Below are 18,176 nucleotides of genomic sequence, written 5' to 3' on the forward strand. Positions count from 1 at the left end.
CTGCCAGACTGGGGCGATGGATCGCAAGGTGCTAAACGCTGCACTCAGATGAGCAACTTATGATCTGTAGGAAAACAAAAACTGACCAATCTGAATCCGGCGTCAGCCTGAATTCTATTGATGCAGGTCAATGCGCAGCGCCAGCGAATGGCGTTCATGTAGAACCGTTCAGGTCGCCTCGGGGTCATTCATCCTTTGAAATCTCATATTGAGACTGTATGAAGAGACCGGAAGTTTCGAAACCCAATCTCAGCTCTTTTAGGAGTTTGATGACATGAAGCTCAAGTTTCCAACTGCATATACAATTCTGTTTGCGTTGATAGCACTGGTCGCCATTGCAACCTGGTTTGTTCCAGCTGGCCAATATGACCGCGTCGCTAACGAAGCCCTAGGACGCGATGTTCCGGTACCGGGCAGCTATCAGGTTGTCGAGCCCAATCCGCAGGGGTTCTATGATGTCGTACTGGCCCCTATCGGGGGGTTCTATGACCCTGTCAGTTATGAAGCGCGGGCGATTGATGTTGCACTTTTTGTGCTGGTGATTGGCGGTTTTTTGGGAGTTGTAACGCGAACCGGGGCGATTGACGCCGGGATTGCGCGCGCAATGGTGCGTCTGAAGGGGCGCGAGAAATGGATGATCCCCATCTTGATGGCCTTCTTTGCTGCGGGGGGCACAATCTATGGCATGGCCGAAGAGTCACTGGCTTTTTACGCGCTGATCATCCCAGTGATGATTGCCGCGCGCTATGACGCGGTAGTGGGTGTGGCCATCATCATGCTGGGGGCGGGGGTTGGCACGCTGGGATCGACGATTAACCCGTTTGCCACAGTCATCGCCTCGGATGCGGCGGGGGTGCCCTTCACCAATGGCATAATGCTGCGCTTTGCGCTGTTGCTGGCATGCTGGTTGGCCTGTGTGGTTTTTGTCATGCGATATGCAGCCAAGGTCAAAGCCGATCCGGATCTGTCCATCGTTGCCGACAAGCGCGAAAGCAATGAGGCGCATTTCCTCAAAGGTGGCCGCACGGGCGGTGAAGCTCCGACCTTTACGGGTATGCATGGGCTGATCCTTTTGATCTTTGCGGCCAGCTTTGGCGTGATGATCTGGGGTGTCGCGGCAGGAGGCTGGTGGATGGCCGAGATGTCCGGCCTGTTCATTGTGTCCTCGATAATCGTGGGATTGATCGCACGGATCGGGGAAGAGGAATTCACCTCGACCTTCGTTGACGGTGCCCGGGATTTGCTGGGCGTTGCGCTGGTGATTGGGATCGCGCGCGGGATCGTAGTGGTCATGGACGCAGGAAACATCACCGATACCATTTTGTATTGGGCCGAAGGTGCCGTGGATGGTTTGGGCAAAGTGGCCTTTATCAATGCGATGTTCGCCTTGCAGGGGCTGTTGTCCTTCCTCGTCCCGTCATCCTCGGGCTTGGCGGTTCTGACCATGCCGATCATGGCGCCGCTAGCAGACTTTTCCGGCGTAGAACGGTCCTTGGTCGTGACGGCCTATCAGTCAGCCAGCGGTTTGGTGAACCTGATTAACCCCACCTTTGCGGTGGTCATGGGCGGGCTTGCCCTGGGGCGTGTGCCCTATGAACGCTGGCTCAGGTTCATGTGGCCGCTTTTACTGATCCTGATCGTCATCATCATGGCCGGGCTCAGCCTTTCCGCGTTGGCATGAGGTCGCATTATGCCCACCGACACCCGATCTAAACCCAAAGGAACCCTTGGGTTCTGGATGTGCACCGCGCTGGTGGTGGGCAATATGATCGGGTCCGGTATTTTCCTGCTGCCGTCTTCTCTGGCCGTGTTCGGGCCAATCTCGATGGCGGGATGGGTTCTGACCGCAGGTGGCGCGATTGTGCTGGCCCTGATCTTTGGACGGCTGGCGCGATTGTCTTCCAATACCGGCGGGCCATACGCTTATGCGCGCGAGGGCTTTGGTGATTTTGCCGGTTTCCTGATTGCTTGGGGCTATTGGATCGCGCTGTGGTCTGGGAATGCCGCCGTTGCCGTCGCCTTTGCTGGCTATCTCAGCTTTATGGTACCCGCCATCGGGGAAACTGCGCTCGCGGGATTGGCGGTCTCACTTGGTGCGATTTGGCTGCTCACCTGGGTCAATCTGCGCGGCGTTCGGCAGGCCGGGATTGTGCAAGTGCTGACCACGGTGATGAAGCTGGCCCCGCTGCTGGTGCTGATCCTGCTGGGACTGTCCCATGTCCAACCGGCCAACTTCCGGCCGGCCAACCTTAGTGGAATGTCGAACATATCGGCGATCTCGGCCTGCGCGGCGTTGACGCTTTGGGCCTTTGTGGGGCTCGAATCCGCAACGGTTCCGGCGGGCGATGTCAGGAACCCTACCAAAACGATCCCTCTTGCGACGATTGTCGGAACCTGTGTTGCCGCATTGGTCTATATCGCCACGACCTATGTGGCGCTTGGGGTGGTGCCATCCGGCACGCTGGCCGGAAGCAACGCACCGCTGGCGGATGTTGCGCATGTGATGTGGGGGTTTGGCGGTGCGGTATTCATCGCGGTCGGGGCCTGCGTTTCGACCTTCGGCACGCTCAACGGATTTGTGCTGCTGACCGGGCAAGTGCCACTGGGCGCGGCGCGTGACGGGTTGTTCCCGGCCGGTTTTGCCCGAGTGTCACGGACTGGTACGCCGGCATTTGGCCTGATCTCCTCAAGCCTGCTAGCCAGCGCTTTGATCGCTATGAACTATACCCGATCCCTGGCTGAACAGTTTGAATTCATCATTCTGTTGGCCACCCTATCCACGCTGGTTCCCTACCTGCTGTGCGCAGGTGCCGAGATTATGATCCGCGCAAAACGCAAAGAACGCACCCGCCTGCCACCGCAGGCCTTTGTGCTGGCGGGTCTCGGTTTTGTCTATTCATTCTGGGCGATTTTCGGCGCTGGAAAAGACGTCGTTTTCTGGGGCGTCCTGTTGCTGTTGGCTGGGTTGCCCATCCATGTCTGGCTGCGTTGGCAGTCCGGCGCGATTACATCAAAGGAGATATCATGACTGGATTTGGCGCACATTCCGAGATTGGGAAACTTCGAAAGGTGATGGTCTGCGAACCGGGTCTGGCCCATTCCCGCCTGACCCCCGGCAATGCGGCAGAGTTGCTTTATGACGATGTCCTTTGGGTGCACAAAGCCCGCTCTGACCATGCCGATTTCCGCATGAAGATGGAGGATCGCGGGGTTCAGGTTTTAGAATTCCAGACGCTGCTTGCAGAAACGCTGAAGGACAAGGGAGCCCGTAATTGGGTTCTGGACCGCCGCATTACCGAAAATCAGGTGGGCGTCGGTATGCTGAATGAGCTGCGCGGCTGGCTGGATGAGATGGCGGCCAAGGATCTGGCCAGATATCTGATCGGCGGCATCGCGGTCGAAGATATGCCGTTCAAACCCTCAGGTATGTTCGGCAGCTATCTGGGGCCATTGGGCTTTGTGATTCCACCGATTCCAAATACGCAGTTCACTCGTGACAACAGTTGCTGGATCTATGGCGGCGTGACGGTCAACCCGATGTACTGGCCGGCGCGGCGCCCCGAAACCCTGTTGGTGACCGCGATCTACAAGTTCCACCCCGAGTTCCGCGACGCAGATTTCGAGATCTGGTGGGGTGACCCAGACAAGGATCACGGCGCGGCCACGGTCGAAGGCGGTGATGTCATGCCCTGGGGCAATGGCAGTGTGTTGATCGGCATGGGCGAACGGACCAGTCCGCAGGCGGTTGGTCAGGTCGCCCGCGCTCTGTTTGCCAAAGGCGCGGCGGAGAGGGTTGTTGCCTGTCAGATGCCCCGCAGCCGCGCGGCTATGCATCTGGATACAGTGTTCAGCCATTGCGACCGTGAGACCGCGACTGCCTATGTTGATGTCTGTAACGACATCCAGTGCATCAGCCTGCGCCCCGGAAACAAAGAGGACACGATCGACTTCCGGCGCGATGACAAACATCTGTTCGATGTGGCCGCCGAATGTCTGGGGATCAAATCTCTGAACATCGTGCAGACCGGCGGAGACGCATTTAATCAGGAACGCGAGCAATGGGACGACGGCAACAACGTGGTGGCGTTAGAGCCCGGCGTGGTCGTCGCCTATGACCGCAACACCTATACCAACACGCTGCTGCGCAAGGCGGGGGTCGAGGTGATCACGATCTCGGGCTCGGAACTGGGGCGTGGGCGAGGCGGCGGGCATTGCATGACCTGCCCGATCTGGCGTGACCCTGTGGATTACTGAAAAAGGAGATTGACCAATGGCATTTAATATCAAGGGCCGCAGCTTTCTGAAACTGCTCGATTTTGACCAACGTGAGCTGCGTTATCTGCTGGACCTGTCGCGCGATCTGAAGCGCGCAAAATATGCGGGGTCTGAAATCCAGCATCTAAAAGGCAAGAACATCTGCCTGATCTTCGAAAAATCCTCGACCCGGACCATGTGCGCCTTTGAAGTGGCCGCGATGGATCAGGGTGCCGGTGTCACCTATCTTGGGCCCTCGGGGTCACAGATCGGGCATAAGGAAAGCATGAAGGACACTGCCCGTGTGCTGGGCCGCATGTTCGACGGCATTGAATATCGCGGTTTTGGGCAGGAACTGGCGGAAACTCTGGCCGCCAATGCGGGCGTGCCGGTCTATAACGGGCTGACCGATGAGTTCCACCCGACCCAGATGCTGGCCGATCTGCTAACCATGCAGGAATTTGGCGAAAAGCCCCTGCATGACATCAAATACGCCTATGTGGGCGACGGGCGGTCCAATATGGGCCATTCGCTGATGATCGCGGGCTGCATGATGGGGATGGACGTCCGCATCGCCGCCCCACGTGATCTGTGGCCGTCCGACGAATTCCGCGGTCCGGCAGAAGAAGCCGCCGGGCGCTACGGCGCGACGCTGACCATCACCGATGATCCTGCGGCCGCCGTGGATGGCGTGGATTTCATCCACACCGATGTCTGGGTTTCGATGGGCGAAGCACCCGAGGTCTGGGACAGCCGGATCAAGCAGCTGACCCCCTATCAGGTCAACAGCGCGCTAATGGCAGCGGCAAACAATCCAAACGTCAAATTCATGCATTGCCTGCCCGCCTTTCACAATACCGAGACTAAAGTGGGCGAAGACATCCACGAGAAATTTGGCATCACCGAAATGGAGGTCACCGAAGAGGTATTCGAAAGCCCCGCCGGTATTCAGTTTGAACAGGCTGAAAACCGGATGCACACGATCAAGGCGGTTCTGGTCGCCACATTGGGGGCCTGAGCCATGCGGATCGTCGTCGCCCTTGGGGGCAATGCGCTGCTGCGGCGCGGTCAGGCCCTGACCGCCGAGAACCAGCGTGAAAACACGGCCATCGCCGCTCAGGCGCTGGCCACCATTGCCGAGGGGAACGAGTTGATTGTGACCCACGGGAATGGCCCTCAGGTGGGATTACTGGCCCTACAGGGCAACGCCTATAAACCGGATGAGGCCTATCCGCTGGACGTGCTTGGGGCGGAAACCGAGGGCATGATCGGGTACATGATCGAGCAGGAGTTGGGCAACCGTCTGCCGCCCGAGACGCCTCTGGCCACGCTGCTGACCATGATTGAGGTCGATGCCAAGGATCCCGCCTTTGACGACCCCACAAAATTCATCGGTCCGGTATATGACAAACCCGAGGCTGAACGAATGGCCGCCGACAAGGGCTGGCAAATTCGTGCGGATGGTGACAAATGGCGACGGGTTGTTGCCTCTCCGCTGCCGAAACGGATTTTTCAAATCAGGCCGATTAAATGGCTGCTGGAACGGCAAACCGTGGTGATCTGCGCCGGTGGCGGGGGCATTCCCACGGCCTATACTTCTCCGGGTTATCTGGAGGGGATAGAAGCGGTGATCGACAAGGATCTGGCCTCGGAGCTGCTGGCCCGAGAGGTCGGGGCCGATTTGTTCATTTCGGCAACGGATGCTGATTGTGCCTATCTGGACTGGGGTACCGATACTCAGCGTGGCATAAAAGCCGCCTCACCAGAGGCCATGGCCAAGTTCAATTTCGCCGCCGGTTCGATGGGCCCAAAGGTCGAGGCCGCCGCCCAGTTTGCGCGGCTTACCGGCAAATCCGCAGCCATCGGCGCACTGGCCGATCTGGCGGATATCGTTGCGGGCAGGAAGGGCACAACCATAAGTAAAGACGCAGCTGAAATCCTATTTCACGACTAACTCAGATGATTGCTGGGGCTGACGGCATCTCTAACATAACCGCCAGCATGTTCAGTCCCACCTAAGTGGTTCTGTTTGAATTCTGGCAACAAGGGCGAGGCGGCACCGGGCGTGTATTCTCCAGAACCAATAACGGCTTGAACTTTCATTTTCTTTGCGCGACTTGAAAGCATGAAGACTTTGAACTGTCCAAACTGCGGTGCGCAAACCCCGATTGCGCTGAAAGGGATAAAGGTTGCCACCTGTGCGTCCTGCGGTACGACGTTGATGATCAATGATGTCCAGGTTCAATCGGCGGGCCAGCAGGGTGAGATGCACGATGCACCGCTTTTGTTCGGGATAGGCGATCAAGTGCAACTGGGTCGAACGTCGACATTGATTCTTGGTCATGCGCGCTATTCCTACGGGCGGGGGTTCTGGGATGAGTTCTGCGGTGTCGATGGTGATGGCCGCACCTGCTGGATATCGCTCGATGAGGGAGATGTCGTTCGGCAGAAACGCTTGACCGAAAAGGACACGCCGAAATTCATGCCTCCGTTCAAGCTGGGCGAAACGCTGGATTTCGACGCGGCCACATTCACGGTTACCGAAGTTGAACATGCCGAATGCATCGCCCTGCGCGGACAATTCGATGAGGTGCTAAAGGTCGGGGAAAGCCATGAATTCGTGAACGCTTCCGCCGGAGACGAGGCACTGTTGTCCGGTGAATTCTGGCCGGGTCATGCGATCTGGTTCTACGGTCGGTGGTACGACGCGTTTGATGTGAAGGTTCAGCGGCAGTCATGACCCGAAATCCAAGTCTTCTTTCGATCAACTGCACTTGCTGCGGCGCCGGTCTGGATGTACTGGGCGGGGGCAGGGTGATCGTGCAGATCTGTTCGTATTGCGGGGCCGAGCTGGATGCACAGAACAACTATCGGACATTGCGGCAGTTCAAGGATCAGAAACGCCCGGAAACCCCGCTTTCGATTGGGATGAGTGGGTCGTTGTATGGTGCCGAGTTCACCATAATTGGTCTGATCGAACATGCCGAACGCTGGGGCGGACGGGTCTATCAATGGATAGACCATCAGCTCTATTCGCCAACTCACGGCTATGCCTGGCTAACGCTTGAGGCGGGGCATCTGGTGTTTTCCAGACGCTATCGCGGATCGGCCTGGATGTCGGAGCGGTGGGTTGAGACAGCGGAATCTCCTCCCTCTGTGACGACCGAGGATGGGCGCTTTGTGTATTACGAGACCACCACAAGCGCGGTCACCTATGTCGAGGGCGAATTCACCTGGACGCCTTCACTGGGCGAAAAGACAACGACGATTTCAGCGATGTCTGATACGGCGATGCTGGGGTTTTCAACCACTGGGTCCGAACGCGAGACCTATCGCTCGTTCTATGTTTCGAAACAGCAGGCCGAAGCAGCTTTTGGGGTTTCATTGAACCTGAACCCACATCGGGTGCATCCGCTGCAACCTTTCATCGAGGGCCCAAACTATAGATTTCTGCTGGTCGTATCATTCGTGTTTACGATCCTCTGTCTTGTGATGGCGGTCTCCTTCTCTCAACGATCAGGAGAGAGGGCGATAGAGCGTCAGGCGCTAAAACGTGGCGACTTCCCCGCCGAGATCACAATCCCGCTTGAAGCCAATAGCCAACTGACGAAGGTTACCTTTTCGGGCAATGTTGAAAACAGTTGGATCTATCTGGACATTGAGCTGCTTGATCCGGACGGAGAGCCGGTGTTCCAGGCGGGTCGAACAATCGAATATTACACCGGTCGCGACTCGGACGGCACATGGCGTGAAGGCAGCAAATTTGCGAGCCTGACGTTTCGGCCAGATCGCACGGGTGACTACACATTGGCACTGGACGTGCCAGAGCAGGGGCTTTGGAACGGGCGGGGCGCAGGTTATGTGCCGGGGCAGCCGTTCAGCCAGTTGCAAGTCAGTGTCAAAACCGGACTGTCCAGCGGTCTTTGGACATTTGCGCTGGCCGGGGTTTTTGGAGCGCTGTTCCTGTTTCAGTTCGGGCGCAAATGGTTGCATCAACGCGCCCGGTGGTCGGGAACTGATTGGGTAGATGAAGATTAAAGTGACAGCTTTCAGGATCATTTTCATCGTCATTTCAACCCTGGCCGTGGCCGCCACGGGTTATGTCTCGTGGCATGGGTATTGGGCCGAAAGCCGTGACTTGGACACTTCGGTTCGGGTCGGCAGCGGTGGCGGCGGGTACTATCGGTCAAATCGGATAAAATAACGAGGAATCAATGGATTATATAGCAGCAATTCAGATTGCAGAAATCATCAGCACGATCTTTTATACCCTTCTGGGCGTCACACTGATGTGGGTTGTTTGGAAGGTGATCGACTGGATGACACCCTTCTCGGTCGTCCACGAAATCGAAAAGGATCAAAACATCGCGCTGGCGATCCTGATTGGGCTGCTGTTTGTAGCAGTTTCCATCATCATTGCGGCTGTCATCTTGTCATGACCCCGCCCCGCGCGGTTGAGGCGCGTGCCGCGTGGTTGTTGCTGGCCACCTTTCTGGTGGCCGTCGCCGGGCTGATCTACGAGCTGATTGCCGCCACCTTGTCCAGTTATCTGCTGGGGGATTCCGTCCGCCAGTTTTCACTGGTAATTGGCATCTTTCTGTCGGCGATGGGAGTAGGTGCTTGGCTGTCGCGCTTTGTCTCGGATGCGTTTTCCGGTTTTGTCTGGGCGCAGATCCTACTGGGCATCGTTGGCGGATTTTTAGCGCCGGTGCTGTTTCTGAATTATGCGTGGTTGGGGCAGGTGGCTTTGCCACTTTACGGCGCTTTGATTGCCATTGGCATCCTGTCCGGGATGGAGATCCCATTAATTGCCCGGGTGCTTGAACAGATCGGGGCGCTGAAGTTCCGATTTGAGAACGTGCTGAGCGTCGACTACATCGGAGCGCTGGTCGCCTCATTGGCTTTTCCACTATTGGTGATCCCGTATCTGGGGCTGATGTCGGCGAGTCTGGCTTTTGGCGGTCTAAACCTTGCCGTGGCTGGCCTGTCTCTGCTGGTGTTTCGGGAATGGGCTACGCGGGTCCAGGTGGCAGTCTGGGCGGTGGCCTTTGTGGCAACGCTGGGCGCACTGTGGCAGTCCGAACGGCTGGTCTCGGTCGCCGAGGCCGAACTGTTCGAAGATGATGTAATCCTGTCCGAGGCCACGTCGTATCAGCAGATCACCGTCACCCGGTACCGCGACCGGGTGCGCCTGTTTCTGGATCATTCGATCCAGTTCGATTCCCTTGACGAACACCGCTATCACGAGCCACTGGTGCATCCGGCCATGGCCCTTGCGCCGCGCGCGCGTGACATTCTGATCCTGGGGGGCGGAGACGGCATGGCCGCGCGCGAGGTGCTGCGCTATCCAGATGTTCAAACTGTGACGCTGGTGGATCTTGATCCGCGTGTGACGCAGTTGTTTCGCGACCATCCAGATCTGTCCAAGCTGAACGACAATGCTCTCAGCGACCCGCGCGTGACGGTTGTCAATGAAGACGCCTGGAGATTTCTGGAGCGGGAAACCCAGATTTACGACGTGGTGATCATTGATCTGCCAGACCCCAAATCCATCGCCTTGTCCAGACTATACACCAAGCAATTCTACGGCTTGCTGGCCGAACGGCTAAGCGGGCAGGGGGTCTTTGTCACTCAGGCCGGATCACCGTTCTTTGCTCGGCAGGCCTTTTGGTCGGTGGCCAAAACGATCGAGGGCAGCCGCAATCCGCAAAGGCCCGGACGGGGACTGCAGGCGGTTCCCTATCACAGCTACGTGCCGAGCTTCGGCGAATGGGGGTTTGTTCTGGCTACATTTGAACCATTGACCGACCGTAGAATCGAACTGCCGGATGGGTTGAGCTATCTCGACGATGATGTTTGGCGCGCGGCACAGATTTTTGGCGGTGATACCGACCGGATCGATGCCGAACCTAATACACTGCAATCGCACGCACTGATGGGATATTACTTAGACGGTTGGGACTACTGGTTCCGGTAAACCGCGGTTGACGCGCGTAATTTCAACTCGGGCAGGGTGCAGGTGCTTCTCAAGAAATGCGGCCGCTTTGTCCGGTTGCGTTGTGCCACACATGAAGATGTCGATGGCGGCATAATCATTTTCCGGCCAAGTGTGGATCGAAATATGGGATTCAGCCAGCAACAACACACCGGTCACACCGCCATGCCCGCCAAATTTGTGGAACTTGCCCGACAGTATCGTTGCGCCAGCTTCCCGCGCCGCGCCGGTCAGTGCCTCTTCGATGCGCGTTACGTCGGTTAGGTATAGGCTGCCGTAATGATCGACCAGAATATGCATTCCCGAGCCAGCCAGCGTGCCTGTGTCAGCGTTTTTGATTGCCGGTATGGTCATGATCCTGGTCCTTTCTGCGATTTGACTTTTCGCAGATTCTTAGGGGTTTGTGCGCGGCAAGTACCTAGTTGGCTTCGCCCTTCAGGGCAATGGAAATGAAATTGAGGGACGCAAAGAGGACTTTTCGAATTTAATAGTTAAGAAAGAAGAACGTACTCAGGTTAAATTTTCTCTTGATCAAATGGGACGCAGCTTTCCACGATTATGCTCGACCTAAGGTCCAGACTTGCGTGTCATGGTTCTGGGGTGATGGGCCGAGACGATAGGTTTCACTGGATAGTAATTTGGAGTTTTATCCTTGTAAATCTTCCACCAAATGGAATAAATGCAAGGTATGATCAAGCGCGGCGATAGAAAGTCAGTTGAAGACTCTCTCGAGAACCAGGCGGGCGTAGTCCTGCTTGGGCCGCGGCAAGTTGGGAAGACAACCCTCGCGCAGGATATCGCTGAAAGCCGTGACGCTGTCTATCTTGATATGGAGAGATCTGCTGATCGCCAGGTGCTCGAAGAGCCAGACCTCTATCTCGACGAGCAGGTTGGGCGCCTGGTGGTGATCGATGAAGTTCAGCTTATGCCAGGCCTGTTTAAGGCATTACGCGGTCAGATTGACCGACGACGAAGACAAGGGTATCGGACTGGGCAATTCCTGCTGCTGGGGTCGGCCTCGAACACGCTTCTGCACCAAAGCGCAGAATCCTTGGCTGGCCGGGTCAGCTATCACGAGCTGACGCCTTTCATTTTGTCGGAAACCGGAGTGGACTCGATCTCTGCGCTGTGGTTGCGGGGTGGGTTTCCAGATAGCTTCCTTGCCAAGAACGACAAAACCAGCCTGGCATGGCGCGAGGATTTCATCCGCACCTATCTGGAACGCGATGTTCCGGCTTTTGGGTTGCGCATCCCGGCGGAAACATTGCGCCGGTTCTGGACGATGCTTGCCCATGAGCAAGGCGGGTTACTCAATGCGGCGAAACTCGCGGGAAACCTTGGCGTATCGGGCCAGAGCGTTGCGCGCTATCTTGATTTGCTGGTCGACCTGATGCTGGTGCGCCGTTTGCAGCCCTGGCATTCCAATGCCGGAAAGCGTCTGGTCAAATCTCCCAAGGTTTATATTCGCGATTCCGGGCTGGCCCATGCGCTTCTTGGGATCGAAACACAGGAAGACCTGCTTGGGCACCCGGTTGTCGGCGGCAGTTGGGAAGGATTCTGTATCGAGAACCTGATCGCCGCGGCACCACGCGGAACAGAAGCAAGCTTCTATCGCTCTTCAGCAGGGGCTGAGGTGGATTTGATGTTGAAACTTCCCCGCGGCGGCCTCTGGGCCATAGAGATCAAGCGGTCGACATCAGCGAAGGTCACGCGTGGGTTTCACATCGCGACAGAAGAACTGGACGTCTCAGAGCGCATCCTTGTCTATGCCAACGACAAGGAAGTGCCGGGGCAGGGAGGTGTACGAGCTATGCCTCTCATGAGCGCGATGAAACGGCTGGCGTCTGCGTAGACGCAAGAGGGACCGCGCCATTGGCTCAACGTCATGCTCTAAATTCGAAGAAAACGTGGTCGTAGAAGCTATCGAATCCGACTGCTTGTAGTAGATTTCCCGAAGGAGTAGTCACGTTGACCGCCAGCCCGACAGGGACAGCTGGTTTACAGACGGTTGAAAGCTCTACAGAAAAACGCCTGTTTTGATTATTCCAAGCCTGCGCTTCTGCCGCGTCTCAACAAATTGAACCGAAAGCGGCGAGGGTCTCAAGCCGCTACTGAAAGGGAGCAGTACGGACAGGATACGGGATTTTCAGCGCATCTGCCCCGGTTCGTGGCTATACAATAGTCAAGACACTCGTTAAGGGGCTGTCTTTACCCATGGATGATGCATTGATTGCAATACCGCACAATCCCATCTCCTGACCGATGAAAAGAACCACCGCTGTGAAACAAACCATTGCAAATGCGCTGGCTCGCAAGGGCTATGACACCTTAACCCAAGTTCAGCAGGCTGTAACCCGGCCCGAACTGGAGGGGAAGGATATGCTGGTTTCGGCCCAAACCGGATCGGGTAAAACCATCGGATTCGGTCTGGCGATTGCGCCGCGACTTCTGGGTGACGCTGAGACTTTCGAAACCTCGGGCGCACCGCTGGCACTTGTTGTAGCACCAACAAGGGAACTGGCGCTGCAGGTCAAGCGTGAACTGAGCTGGTTGTTCGCCGATGCGGGCGCGTTTCTGGCGTCCTGCGTCGGAGGCATGGATATTCGGGATGAACGCCGTGCATTGGCGCGTGGCGCGCATATTGTTGTCGCCACTCCGGGACGGCTACGGGATCATATCATGCGGGGCTCGATCGACCTGACGGCCATTCGCGCCGTGGTTCTTGATGAGGCCGACGAGATGTTGGATCTCGGGTTCCGAGAGGATCTGGAATTCATTCTGGATGAAACACCATCAGACCGTCAGACTTTGCTGTTTTCTGCCACTGTCCCACGTGCGATTGCCAATCTGGCGACACGGTATCAGCGCGATGCAGAACGTGTGAGCACCGTCAGCGAAAAGACGCAGCACGCCGATATCGATTATCGTGCTATGTTGGTCGGCCCGCGCGACGGCGAGAATGCAATTATCAATGTGTTGCGCTATTATGAGGCGCCGAACGCCATCGTGTTCTGCAATACCCGCGCAATGGTGTCACGTCTGACAGCGCGCCTGTCAAACCGGGGCTTTTCGGTCGTCGCCCTATCCGGAGAATTGACCCAGAGCGAACGCTCGAACGCTTTGCAGGCCATGCGCGATGGGCGTGCCAGGGTCTGTGTGGCAACGGATGTTGCCGCCCGCGGTATTGATTTGCCTAACCTTGATTTGGTGGTCCATGCGGAACTGCCAAACAGCCATGAAACACTGCTGCACCGCTCGGGTCGAACAGGCCGGGCCGGACGCAAGGGTGTTAGCGCACTAGTGGTTGCACCCGCGTCGCGGAAAAAGGCGGAACGTATTCTGAAATTCGCCAAGCTGACCGCCGATTGGGGGACAGCCCCGTCAGCCGAAGAGGTGACCGAACGCGATCAGGTGAGGATGTTCGCATCGGATGACTGGCAAGCAGAGATCACGGAAAGTGAACGCGCAGCAGTTCAGAAAATGGTAGAGAGCTTTGCCCCTGAGCAGATTGCAGCAGCTTACCTGCGGCAGTACAAGCTGCGTCATTCCGCGCCAGAAGAGTTGTCGACGGTCGATCAGCAAAGCCAGAAACCGCGCGCGGCCTTTGGCCCCAGCGTCTGGTTTTCGCTGTCCGAGGGGCGCAATCAAAATGCGTCGCCGCGTTATATGCTGCCGATGATCTGCAAGTCAGGCAATCTGACGAAGGATGACATTGGGGCCATCCGGATTGCCGATGATGTGACCTATTTCGAGATACGTGAGCCCAGCGTCGAAGGGTTTCTGACAGCCGTTGGGCCCGAGATGAAGATCGAAAAGGTCAAGAATCTCGTGCGTCTGGACACGGCACCGGACTTTGCTGCAGCTGGCCGGACCAAGCCCATCGGAAAGCAAAGAGGCAAACCGATTACGAGCAAACGAGATACGACTCCGACCGAACGGAGCAGCACTGCAACTTATGGACGTCGCAAGCCTGAATCCGAGGGCCGGGCACCTTCCAGCCCTGCAGAACGTCCCACAAGGGCCGTCAAATCAGCCAAAGTAGAACGCCAGCGTGCTTCGAAAGACGAGGCAGATGCCTTGTTCAAACCGGTTGGTGCAAAGCCAAAGGCACGTAAGGGCGGTAAATCTGAAGCCAAAGGCGGCGATATCAAATCTGCCCGAACAGCATCAAAGGGTCCACCTCCACCCAAAGGTAAGTCAAGCAGCAAGAAGAACCGAGCGCGAGTCGCAGCGGCCAAATCTACAAAAGGTGGCGATTCTGTCCCGAAACGGCGGAAGACTTAGCCTGCATTCCATTCCGAACCTGGTTTTTTGGCTTTGGGCATTACCTTTAAGGGACAATGGAAGGCATGGGCGAAAGAAACCGCTCCATCACGACCAGGATCGGACTATCCCCCACAATGTACCTTTGGTTCACGGGTCGAGATTGTGTGAGAGGCTCACCATGGAGAGCCGACAAGCCTATCCAGTTGCTGTACCACGCGGGTAGCAGAGACGCTGGTGGAAACCATTAGGCAGAGGTTCTTTCGTATTCGTTTGCTCCCAGAAAATTTGGCGAACTTCACATCAGAACGAGGAAAGCTTCGCGGACAGGTCGAAACCCATGTCTGTAATTGTCGAGAGGCAGATATAACTGCCTCTCGACAAATTGAACCACAATGGCTGCCTATCTGTTGAGGAACTCCATTTCGTACTTATCCTCAACATCGGGCACTGGATGCTCAGCGTGAAGCGACGAGACAATACCATAGATCATGAACAACAAGATCACAGCGATTGGTAGCCCTGCGACGATGGACGCTGTCTGTAGCGCGCTCAACCCACCGGCCAGCATTAGGACACCGGCAACAACGCCTGCGGTAATACCCCAAAACACTCGGAACTTGATTGGCGGATGCTCGTCACCCATCGACAGCATTGTGCACATCACCAGTGTCCCCGAGTCAGAAGACGTGACAAACCACGAAATCAGCAGAACCGTAATCAACACTGTGATCGGGTACACCAACCATGTGTAGCCAAATCCTTTGACCGTTTGGAATACGCCAGCGGCGTAGTCGTTGTTGACCGCCTCGACGACACCTGCGTCGTAGAACAGATCAACCCCGGCTGCAGCGCCACCAAAGACACCCATCCAGAGCATCACGACTGAGGTTGGGATAAGAAGAACGCAATAGCAGAATTGCTTGATCGTCCGCCCCTTTGAAACCCGCGCAATGAACAGTCCAACAAACGGGCACCATGCGATCCACCAGCCCCAGTAAAAGATCGTCCACCAGCTCTGCCATTGGTTTTCGGGCTCACCGTTGATCCAGAAACCCATGGGTATCACCGTCCAGAGGTAATCTCCAAATCCGGATATGGTTATGCCCAACAGGAATGCCGTCGGTCCCAGAATGATGAACAGGAGCAGCAGGCCAACACTTGCCATAACGTTGGCTTCAGACAAGATACGCACGCCTTTGCCAACACCCGATGCAGCAGAAGCCGTGCCAAGACAGGTGATGATTGCGACGAGGATCAACTGATTTGTCTGGGTGTTTGCCATCCAGCCAAGATCCTCAAGACCGGCGGCGATTGGTGTGACGCCCAACCCCAATGAGGTTGCGAGGCCAAAGATTGTACCAAATACGCCAATCAGATCGACGAGATGACCCCAGGGACCATAGATCCGTTCCTTCAGCACAGGATAAAGAGCGGTGCGCAAAGTCAGAGGAAGCCCATGGCGGTACGAGAAATATGCAAGGCAGAGGCCAACCAGCACATAAAGGGCCCAACCGTGGAAACCCCAGTGGAAATTCGTGATCGTTACCGCAGAAACCGCGGCGTCAACCGAACCTGGTTCAATTCCCGCCCGCTCAAGGAATGGGCTGCCTTGGATATGGAACATTGGCTCTGCAACACCCCAATAGATCAGACCAGATCCCAAGCCCGCACTAAACAGCATGCAAATCCATGAAAACGTTGAAAAATCTGGCTCGTCATCATCCTTGCCCAGCTTCACGTGTCCGAACCGGCTGATCATAAGCCAAATTACGAAAAACAGTGCCGCGTTAACGACCAGTACATAGAACCAGTCCAGGCTACCGATGATGAAGTTTTTACCTGTCGCAAAGATCGCACTTGAAGCTTCAACATCACGGATCGTGAAAAACACAAATCCCAATATCATCACCATCGAAGCGATACCCATCGTCGGATTCATACCTTTGAACAAGCCGCTCTTTGCTACAAGATTGTCAGGTTTCTGTGTTGATTGATCACTCATTTTGCACCTCTTAGACCTGTTGTTTCGGCTTACCGTGTTGAACCCGCAGCGCCCTGACGGGCGGAGGTTGCGAGCCAGGACTGGAACGCCTCTTCCAGGCGCCCGTGGTTGGTGGCCCACCACTCGGCGTCCGACAGAATGTAAAGATTGTCTTCATACGCCGGACCGTTCGGGATGCGCTCCAAAACGTCGTCTGACAGGAGTGTCATCGAAGATTTTCGGGTTGGACCATTTGGCAGGTGCCCGACCATATCGGCCAGCGAATTTGAGCTGCTAGCAAAGCGAATAAAATCAATGGCCTCTTCTTTATTCTGGCTTCCTTTTGGAATGCCGAACAGATCCAGCTCAATCACACGGCCGTCCATGTTGACCGTAAAATCGGAACCGTCTTCCTGGGCGGCCGTTGCACCGGTAGTGGCCCAGATCGATGACATCGCAATGTCACCAGAGTTCAGCAGACGTACGGGTTCACGCCCGGTTTCCCAGATTTGCAGGCCGGTTTTTATGTCGTCCATCTTTTTCAGCGCGCGCTCAACACCTTCTTCGGTTTCGAGCGTTGGATACACATCATCGCGGGCTACGCCGTCGGCCATAAGGGCCCATTCCATGATCACTGTCGGATCATTTCGGATGGCACGTGGCCCAGGATAGGTTTCTGTGTCGAAGAAATCCGAAATGGTTGATGGAGGCGTTTCTGCGAATTGAGAATTGTTATACGCATATGCGGTGCCCCATACGATGACTCCTACGCCACAATCATTCAGGGCACCTTCGACAAAATCCTCTCGAAATGGTGTGCCATCGACTCCATCAGGCAGTTCTATGTCAGATATGTTCTCCAGCAAGCCCTCTTCGCAGGCGCGAAGTGAATCTGCTTGCGTAAGGTCGACCACATCCCAAATCACATTTGCGCTTTCGACCTGATCGCGGATTTCCGAGATGCCACCATTGTAATGTGCAACATGCACATCGGCGTTTTTGGCTTGCTCATAAGGGCGCACAAACCCAAGCATCTGACTTCGCATGTAAGGGCCGGTCCAGGATGTGAAGGTGATGGACGGCCCGGGCTCTGGGATTGTGGTTTCGCTCTCAGAGTTACTTTGCGCCATCGCATTACTCACAGAGAGAGTAGAAAACAGCGCAGCTATCATTATCCGACAGCCCCTGACCGCCTTTAGCCTATAGTACATCATCAAATTCCTCCCTAGTCGCTTCAAATTTTGTATAAGCGCTTTGTTTGGGTCGTCCTCCTGGTCAATTCCCAGCACATTCAGCAAGAATACATCAAATTCACCCTGATGATCAGCAATAATCAAAAATTGCGAAAGCTAAATACGACTATTCCGCCAGACAGAGCGACAGATTTGGCAGAGCCACCAAGAAACAAGGCTTGCGGTTACAGGCTGTTTTCCAGAAGCCAGCGATACAGAGAAATCGGTTCCTGTTCATCTACCACAGTTAATTACGGACCTGATCTTGGGGCCTATCTCACCTTCGGCGAAAGAGCCTCAGGGGCGTGCGCAGGCGCTGGAATGACGACGCCCACGGGCGTAAAATTGATGTTTTTTCTCAAAACCTTGATGTGTCATCGCAATAAATCTGACCGACAGATCGCCAAATTGAATGCACACACAGCGTTTCAAACACGCTCAACCGAAA

Annotated in this window: 17 protein-coding genes; 13 read left to right on the top strand and 4 right to left on the bottom strand. The window is 55.8% G+C overall.

What is annotated here, in order from left to right; all coding sequences use genetic code 11:
• The first annotated feature begins 274 nt into the window (after positions 1-274).
• From AC2FLE_RS16420 to arcC, 5 genes are read left to right on the top strand one after another with little or no spacing between them, the layout of a single operon-like run.
• Positions 275-1,681 (top strand): YfcC family protein, encoded by a 1,407-nt coding sequence (locus tag AC2FLE_RS16420; RefSeq protein ID WP_496698373.1) that lies wholly within the window; start codon positions 275-277, stop codon positions 1,679-1,681.
• 9 nt (positions 1,682-1,690) lie between these two features.
• Positions 1,691-3,028: an amino acid permease gene (locus AC2FLE_RS16425; protein WP_496698375.1), complete on the top strand. Its 1,338-nt coding sequence runs from the start codon at positions 1,691-1,693 to the stop codon at positions 3,026-3,028.
• Complete coding sequence (locus tag AC2FLE_RS16430; protein WP_142636397.1) at positions 3,025-4,254, top strand: arginine deiminase; 1,230 nt, start codon at positions 3,025-3,027, stop codon at positions 4,252-4,254. The genes AC2FLE_RS16425 and AC2FLE_RS16430 overlap by 4 nt, the downstream gene beginning before the upstream one ends.
• 16 nt (positions 4,255-4,270) lie before the next feature.
• The gene (argF, locus tag AC2FLE_RS16435) at positions 4,271-5,272 is read left to right on the top strand and encodes an ornithine carbamoyltransferase (RefSeq protein WP_496698377.1); all 1,002 of its coding nucleotides are present in this window, start codon (positions 4,271-4,273) and stop codon (positions 5,270-5,272) included.
• Between the two features lie 3 nt (positions 5,273-5,275).
• Positions 5,276-6,208: a carbamate kinase gene (gene arcC, locus AC2FLE_RS16440; RefSeq protein ID WP_496698379.1), complete on the top strand. Its 933-nt coding sequence runs from the start codon at positions 5,276-5,278 to the stop codon at positions 6,206-6,208.
• On the opposite strand, the gene AC2FLE_RS16445 is transcribed toward arcC, so the two are convergent.
• Entirely contained in the window at positions 6,205-6,450 is a 246-nt protein-coding gene (locus AC2FLE_RS16445) for a hypothetical protein (RefSeq protein ID WP_496698381.1), read from the bottom strand. The genes arcC and AC2FLE_RS16445 overlap by 4 nt on opposite strands.
• A gap of 25 nt (positions 6,451-6,475) precedes the next feature.
• Between AC2FLE_RS16445 and AC2FLE_RS16450 the strand changes: the two genes are divergently transcribed.
• Genes AC2FLE_RS16450 through AC2FLE_RS16470 form a run of 5 tightly spaced genes read left to right on the top strand, consistent with a single transcriptional unit; the run spans position 6,476 to position 10,231 of the window.
• On the top strand, positions 6,476-6,994 hold the full coding sequence (locus tag AC2FLE_RS16450; RefSeq protein WP_496691570.1) for a DUF4178 domain-containing protein: 519 nt from the start codon (positions 6,476-6,478) through the stop codon (positions 6,992-6,994).
• Positions 6,991-8,292 (top strand): DUF4178 domain-containing protein, encoded by a 1,302-nt coding sequence (locus tag AC2FLE_RS16455; protein WP_496698383.1) that lies wholly within the window; start codon positions 6,991-6,993, stop codon positions 8,290-8,292. Before AC2FLE_RS16450 ends, AC2FLE_RS16455 begins: the two co-directional genes overlap by 4 nt.
• Positions 8,282-8,458 (top strand): hypothetical protein, encoded by a 177-nt coding sequence (locus AC2FLE_RS16460; RefSeq protein ID WP_496698385.1) that lies wholly within the window; start codon positions 8,282-8,284, stop codon positions 8,456-8,458. The genes AC2FLE_RS16455 and AC2FLE_RS16460 overlap by 11 nt, the downstream gene beginning before the upstream one ends.
• Before the next feature lie 10 nt (positions 8,459-8,468).
• On the top strand, positions 8,469-8,693 hold the full coding sequence (locus AC2FLE_RS16465; RefSeq protein ID WP_142636390.1) for a DUF350 domain-containing protein: 225 nt from the start codon (positions 8,469-8,471) through the stop codon (positions 8,691-8,693).
• Positions 8,690-10,231, top strand: coding sequence for a polyamine aminopropyltransferase (locus AC2FLE_RS16470; protein WP_496698387.1), 1,542 nt, complete (start codon positions 8,690-8,692; stop codon positions 10,229-10,231). Before AC2FLE_RS16465 ends, AC2FLE_RS16470 begins: the two co-directional genes overlap by 4 nt.
• On the opposite strand, the gene speD is transcribed toward AC2FLE_RS16470, so the two are convergent.
• Positions 10,202-10,603 carry an adenosylmethionine decarboxylase gene (gene speD, locus AC2FLE_RS16475; RefSeq protein WP_496698389.1) on the bottom strand — a complete coding sequence of 134 codons (402 nt, stop codon included), beginning with the start codon at positions 10,601-10,603 and terminating at the stop codon, positions 10,202-10,204. The two genes, AC2FLE_RS16470 and speD, sit on opposite strands and share 30 nt — an antisense overlap.
• A 325-nt stretch (positions 10,604-10,928) precedes the next feature.
• Here speD and AC2FLE_RS16480 point away from each other — a divergent pair, with 325 nt between their 5' ends.
• Together AC2FLE_RS16480 and AC2FLE_RS16485 are read left to right on the top strand one after the other, a co-directional pair.
• On the top strand, positions 10,929-12,101 hold the full coding sequence (locus tag AC2FLE_RS16480; RefSeq protein WP_496698391.1) for an ATP-binding protein: 1,173 nt from the start codon (positions 10,929-10,931) through the stop codon (positions 12,099-12,101).
• 428 nt (positions 12,102-12,529) lie between these two features.
• A complete protein-coding gene (locus AC2FLE_RS16485; protein WP_496698392.1) occupies positions 12,530-14,533 on the top strand; it encodes a DEAD/DEAH box helicase in 2,004 nt (667 codons plus the stop codon).
• Between the two features lie 382 nt (positions 14,534-14,915).
• Here the strand turns inward: AC2FLE_RS16485 and AC2FLE_RS16490 are convergent, their stop codons facing one another.
• Both AC2FLE_RS16490 and AC2FLE_RS16495 read right to left on the bottom strand, forming a co-directional pair.
• A complete protein-coding gene (locus AC2FLE_RS16490) occupies positions 14,916-16,517 on the bottom strand; it encodes a BCCT family transporter (protein ID WP_496698393.1) in 1,602 nt (533 codons plus the stop codon).
• A gap of 29 nt (positions 16,518-16,546) precedes the next feature.
• A complete protein-coding gene (locus AC2FLE_RS16495; protein ID WP_185956670.1) occupies positions 16,547-17,626 on the bottom strand; it encodes an extracellular solute-binding protein in 1,080 nt (359 codons plus the stop codon).
• A 111-nt stretch (positions 17,627-17,737) separates the two neighbouring features.
• On the opposite strand from AC2FLE_RS16495, the gene AC2FLE_RS16500 reads away from it, so the two are divergent.
• A partial coding sequence (locus AC2FLE_RS16500; RefSeq protein WP_496698394.1) for a hypothetical protein occupies positions 17,738-18,176 on the top strand: 439 nt, incomplete at its 3' end.

This window comes from Ruegeria sp. CDSA077, assembly GCF_059612265.1.

Coding starts and splice junctions, on each gene's coding strand:
- AC2FLE_RS16425 (WP_496698375.1), top strand. CDS start 1,691: ATGCCCACCGACACCCGATCTAAACCCAAAGGAACCCTTGGGTTCTGG.
- speD (WP_496698389.1), bottom strand. CDS start 10,603: ATGACCATACCGGCAATCAAAAACGCTGACACAGGCACGCTGGCTGGC.
- AC2FLE_RS16470 (WP_496698387.1), top strand. CDS start 8,690: ATGACCCCGCCCCGCGCGGTTGAGGCGCGTGCCGCGTGGTTGTTGCTG.
- arcC (WP_496698379.1), top strand. CDS start 5,276: ATGCGGATCGTCGTCGCCCTTGGGGGCAATGCGCTGCTGCGGCGCGGT.
- AC2FLE_RS16460 (WP_496698385.1), top strand. CDS start 8,282: ATGAAGATTAAAGTGACAGCTTTCAGGATCATTTTCATCGTCATTTCA.
- AC2FLE_RS16490 (WP_496698393.1), bottom strand. CDS start 16,517: ATGAGTGATCAATCAACACAGAAACCTGACAATCTTGTAGCAAAGAGC.
- argF (WP_496698377.1), top strand. CDS start 4,271: ATGGCATTTAATATCAAGGGCCGCAGCTTTCTGAAACTGCTCGATTTT.
- AC2FLE_RS16430 (WP_142636397.1), top strand. CDS start 3,025: ATGACTGGATTTGGCGCACATTCCGAGATTGGGAAACTTCGAAAGGTG.
- AC2FLE_RS16465 (WP_142636390.1), top strand. CDS start 8,469: ATGGATTATATAGCAGCAATTCAGATTGCAGAAATCATCAGCACGATC.
- AC2FLE_RS16455 (WP_496698383.1), top strand. CDS start 6,991: ATGACCCGAAATCCAAGTCTTCTTTCGATCAACTGCACTTGCTGCGGC.
- AC2FLE_RS16420 (WP_496698373.1), top strand. CDS start 275: ATGAAGCTCAAGTTTCCAACTGCATATACAATTCTGTTTGCGTTGATA.
- AC2FLE_RS16480 (WP_496698391.1), top strand. CDS start 10,929: ATGCAAGGTATGATCAAGCGCGGCGATAGAAAGTCAGTTGAAGACTCT.
- AC2FLE_RS16495 (WP_185956670.1), bottom strand. CDS start 17,626: ATGGCGCAAAGTAACTCTGAGAGCGAAACCACAATCCCAGAGCCCGGG.
- AC2FLE_RS16450 (WP_496691570.1), top strand. CDS start 6,476: ATGATCAATGATGTCCAGGTTCAATCGGCGGGCCAGCAGGGTGAGATG.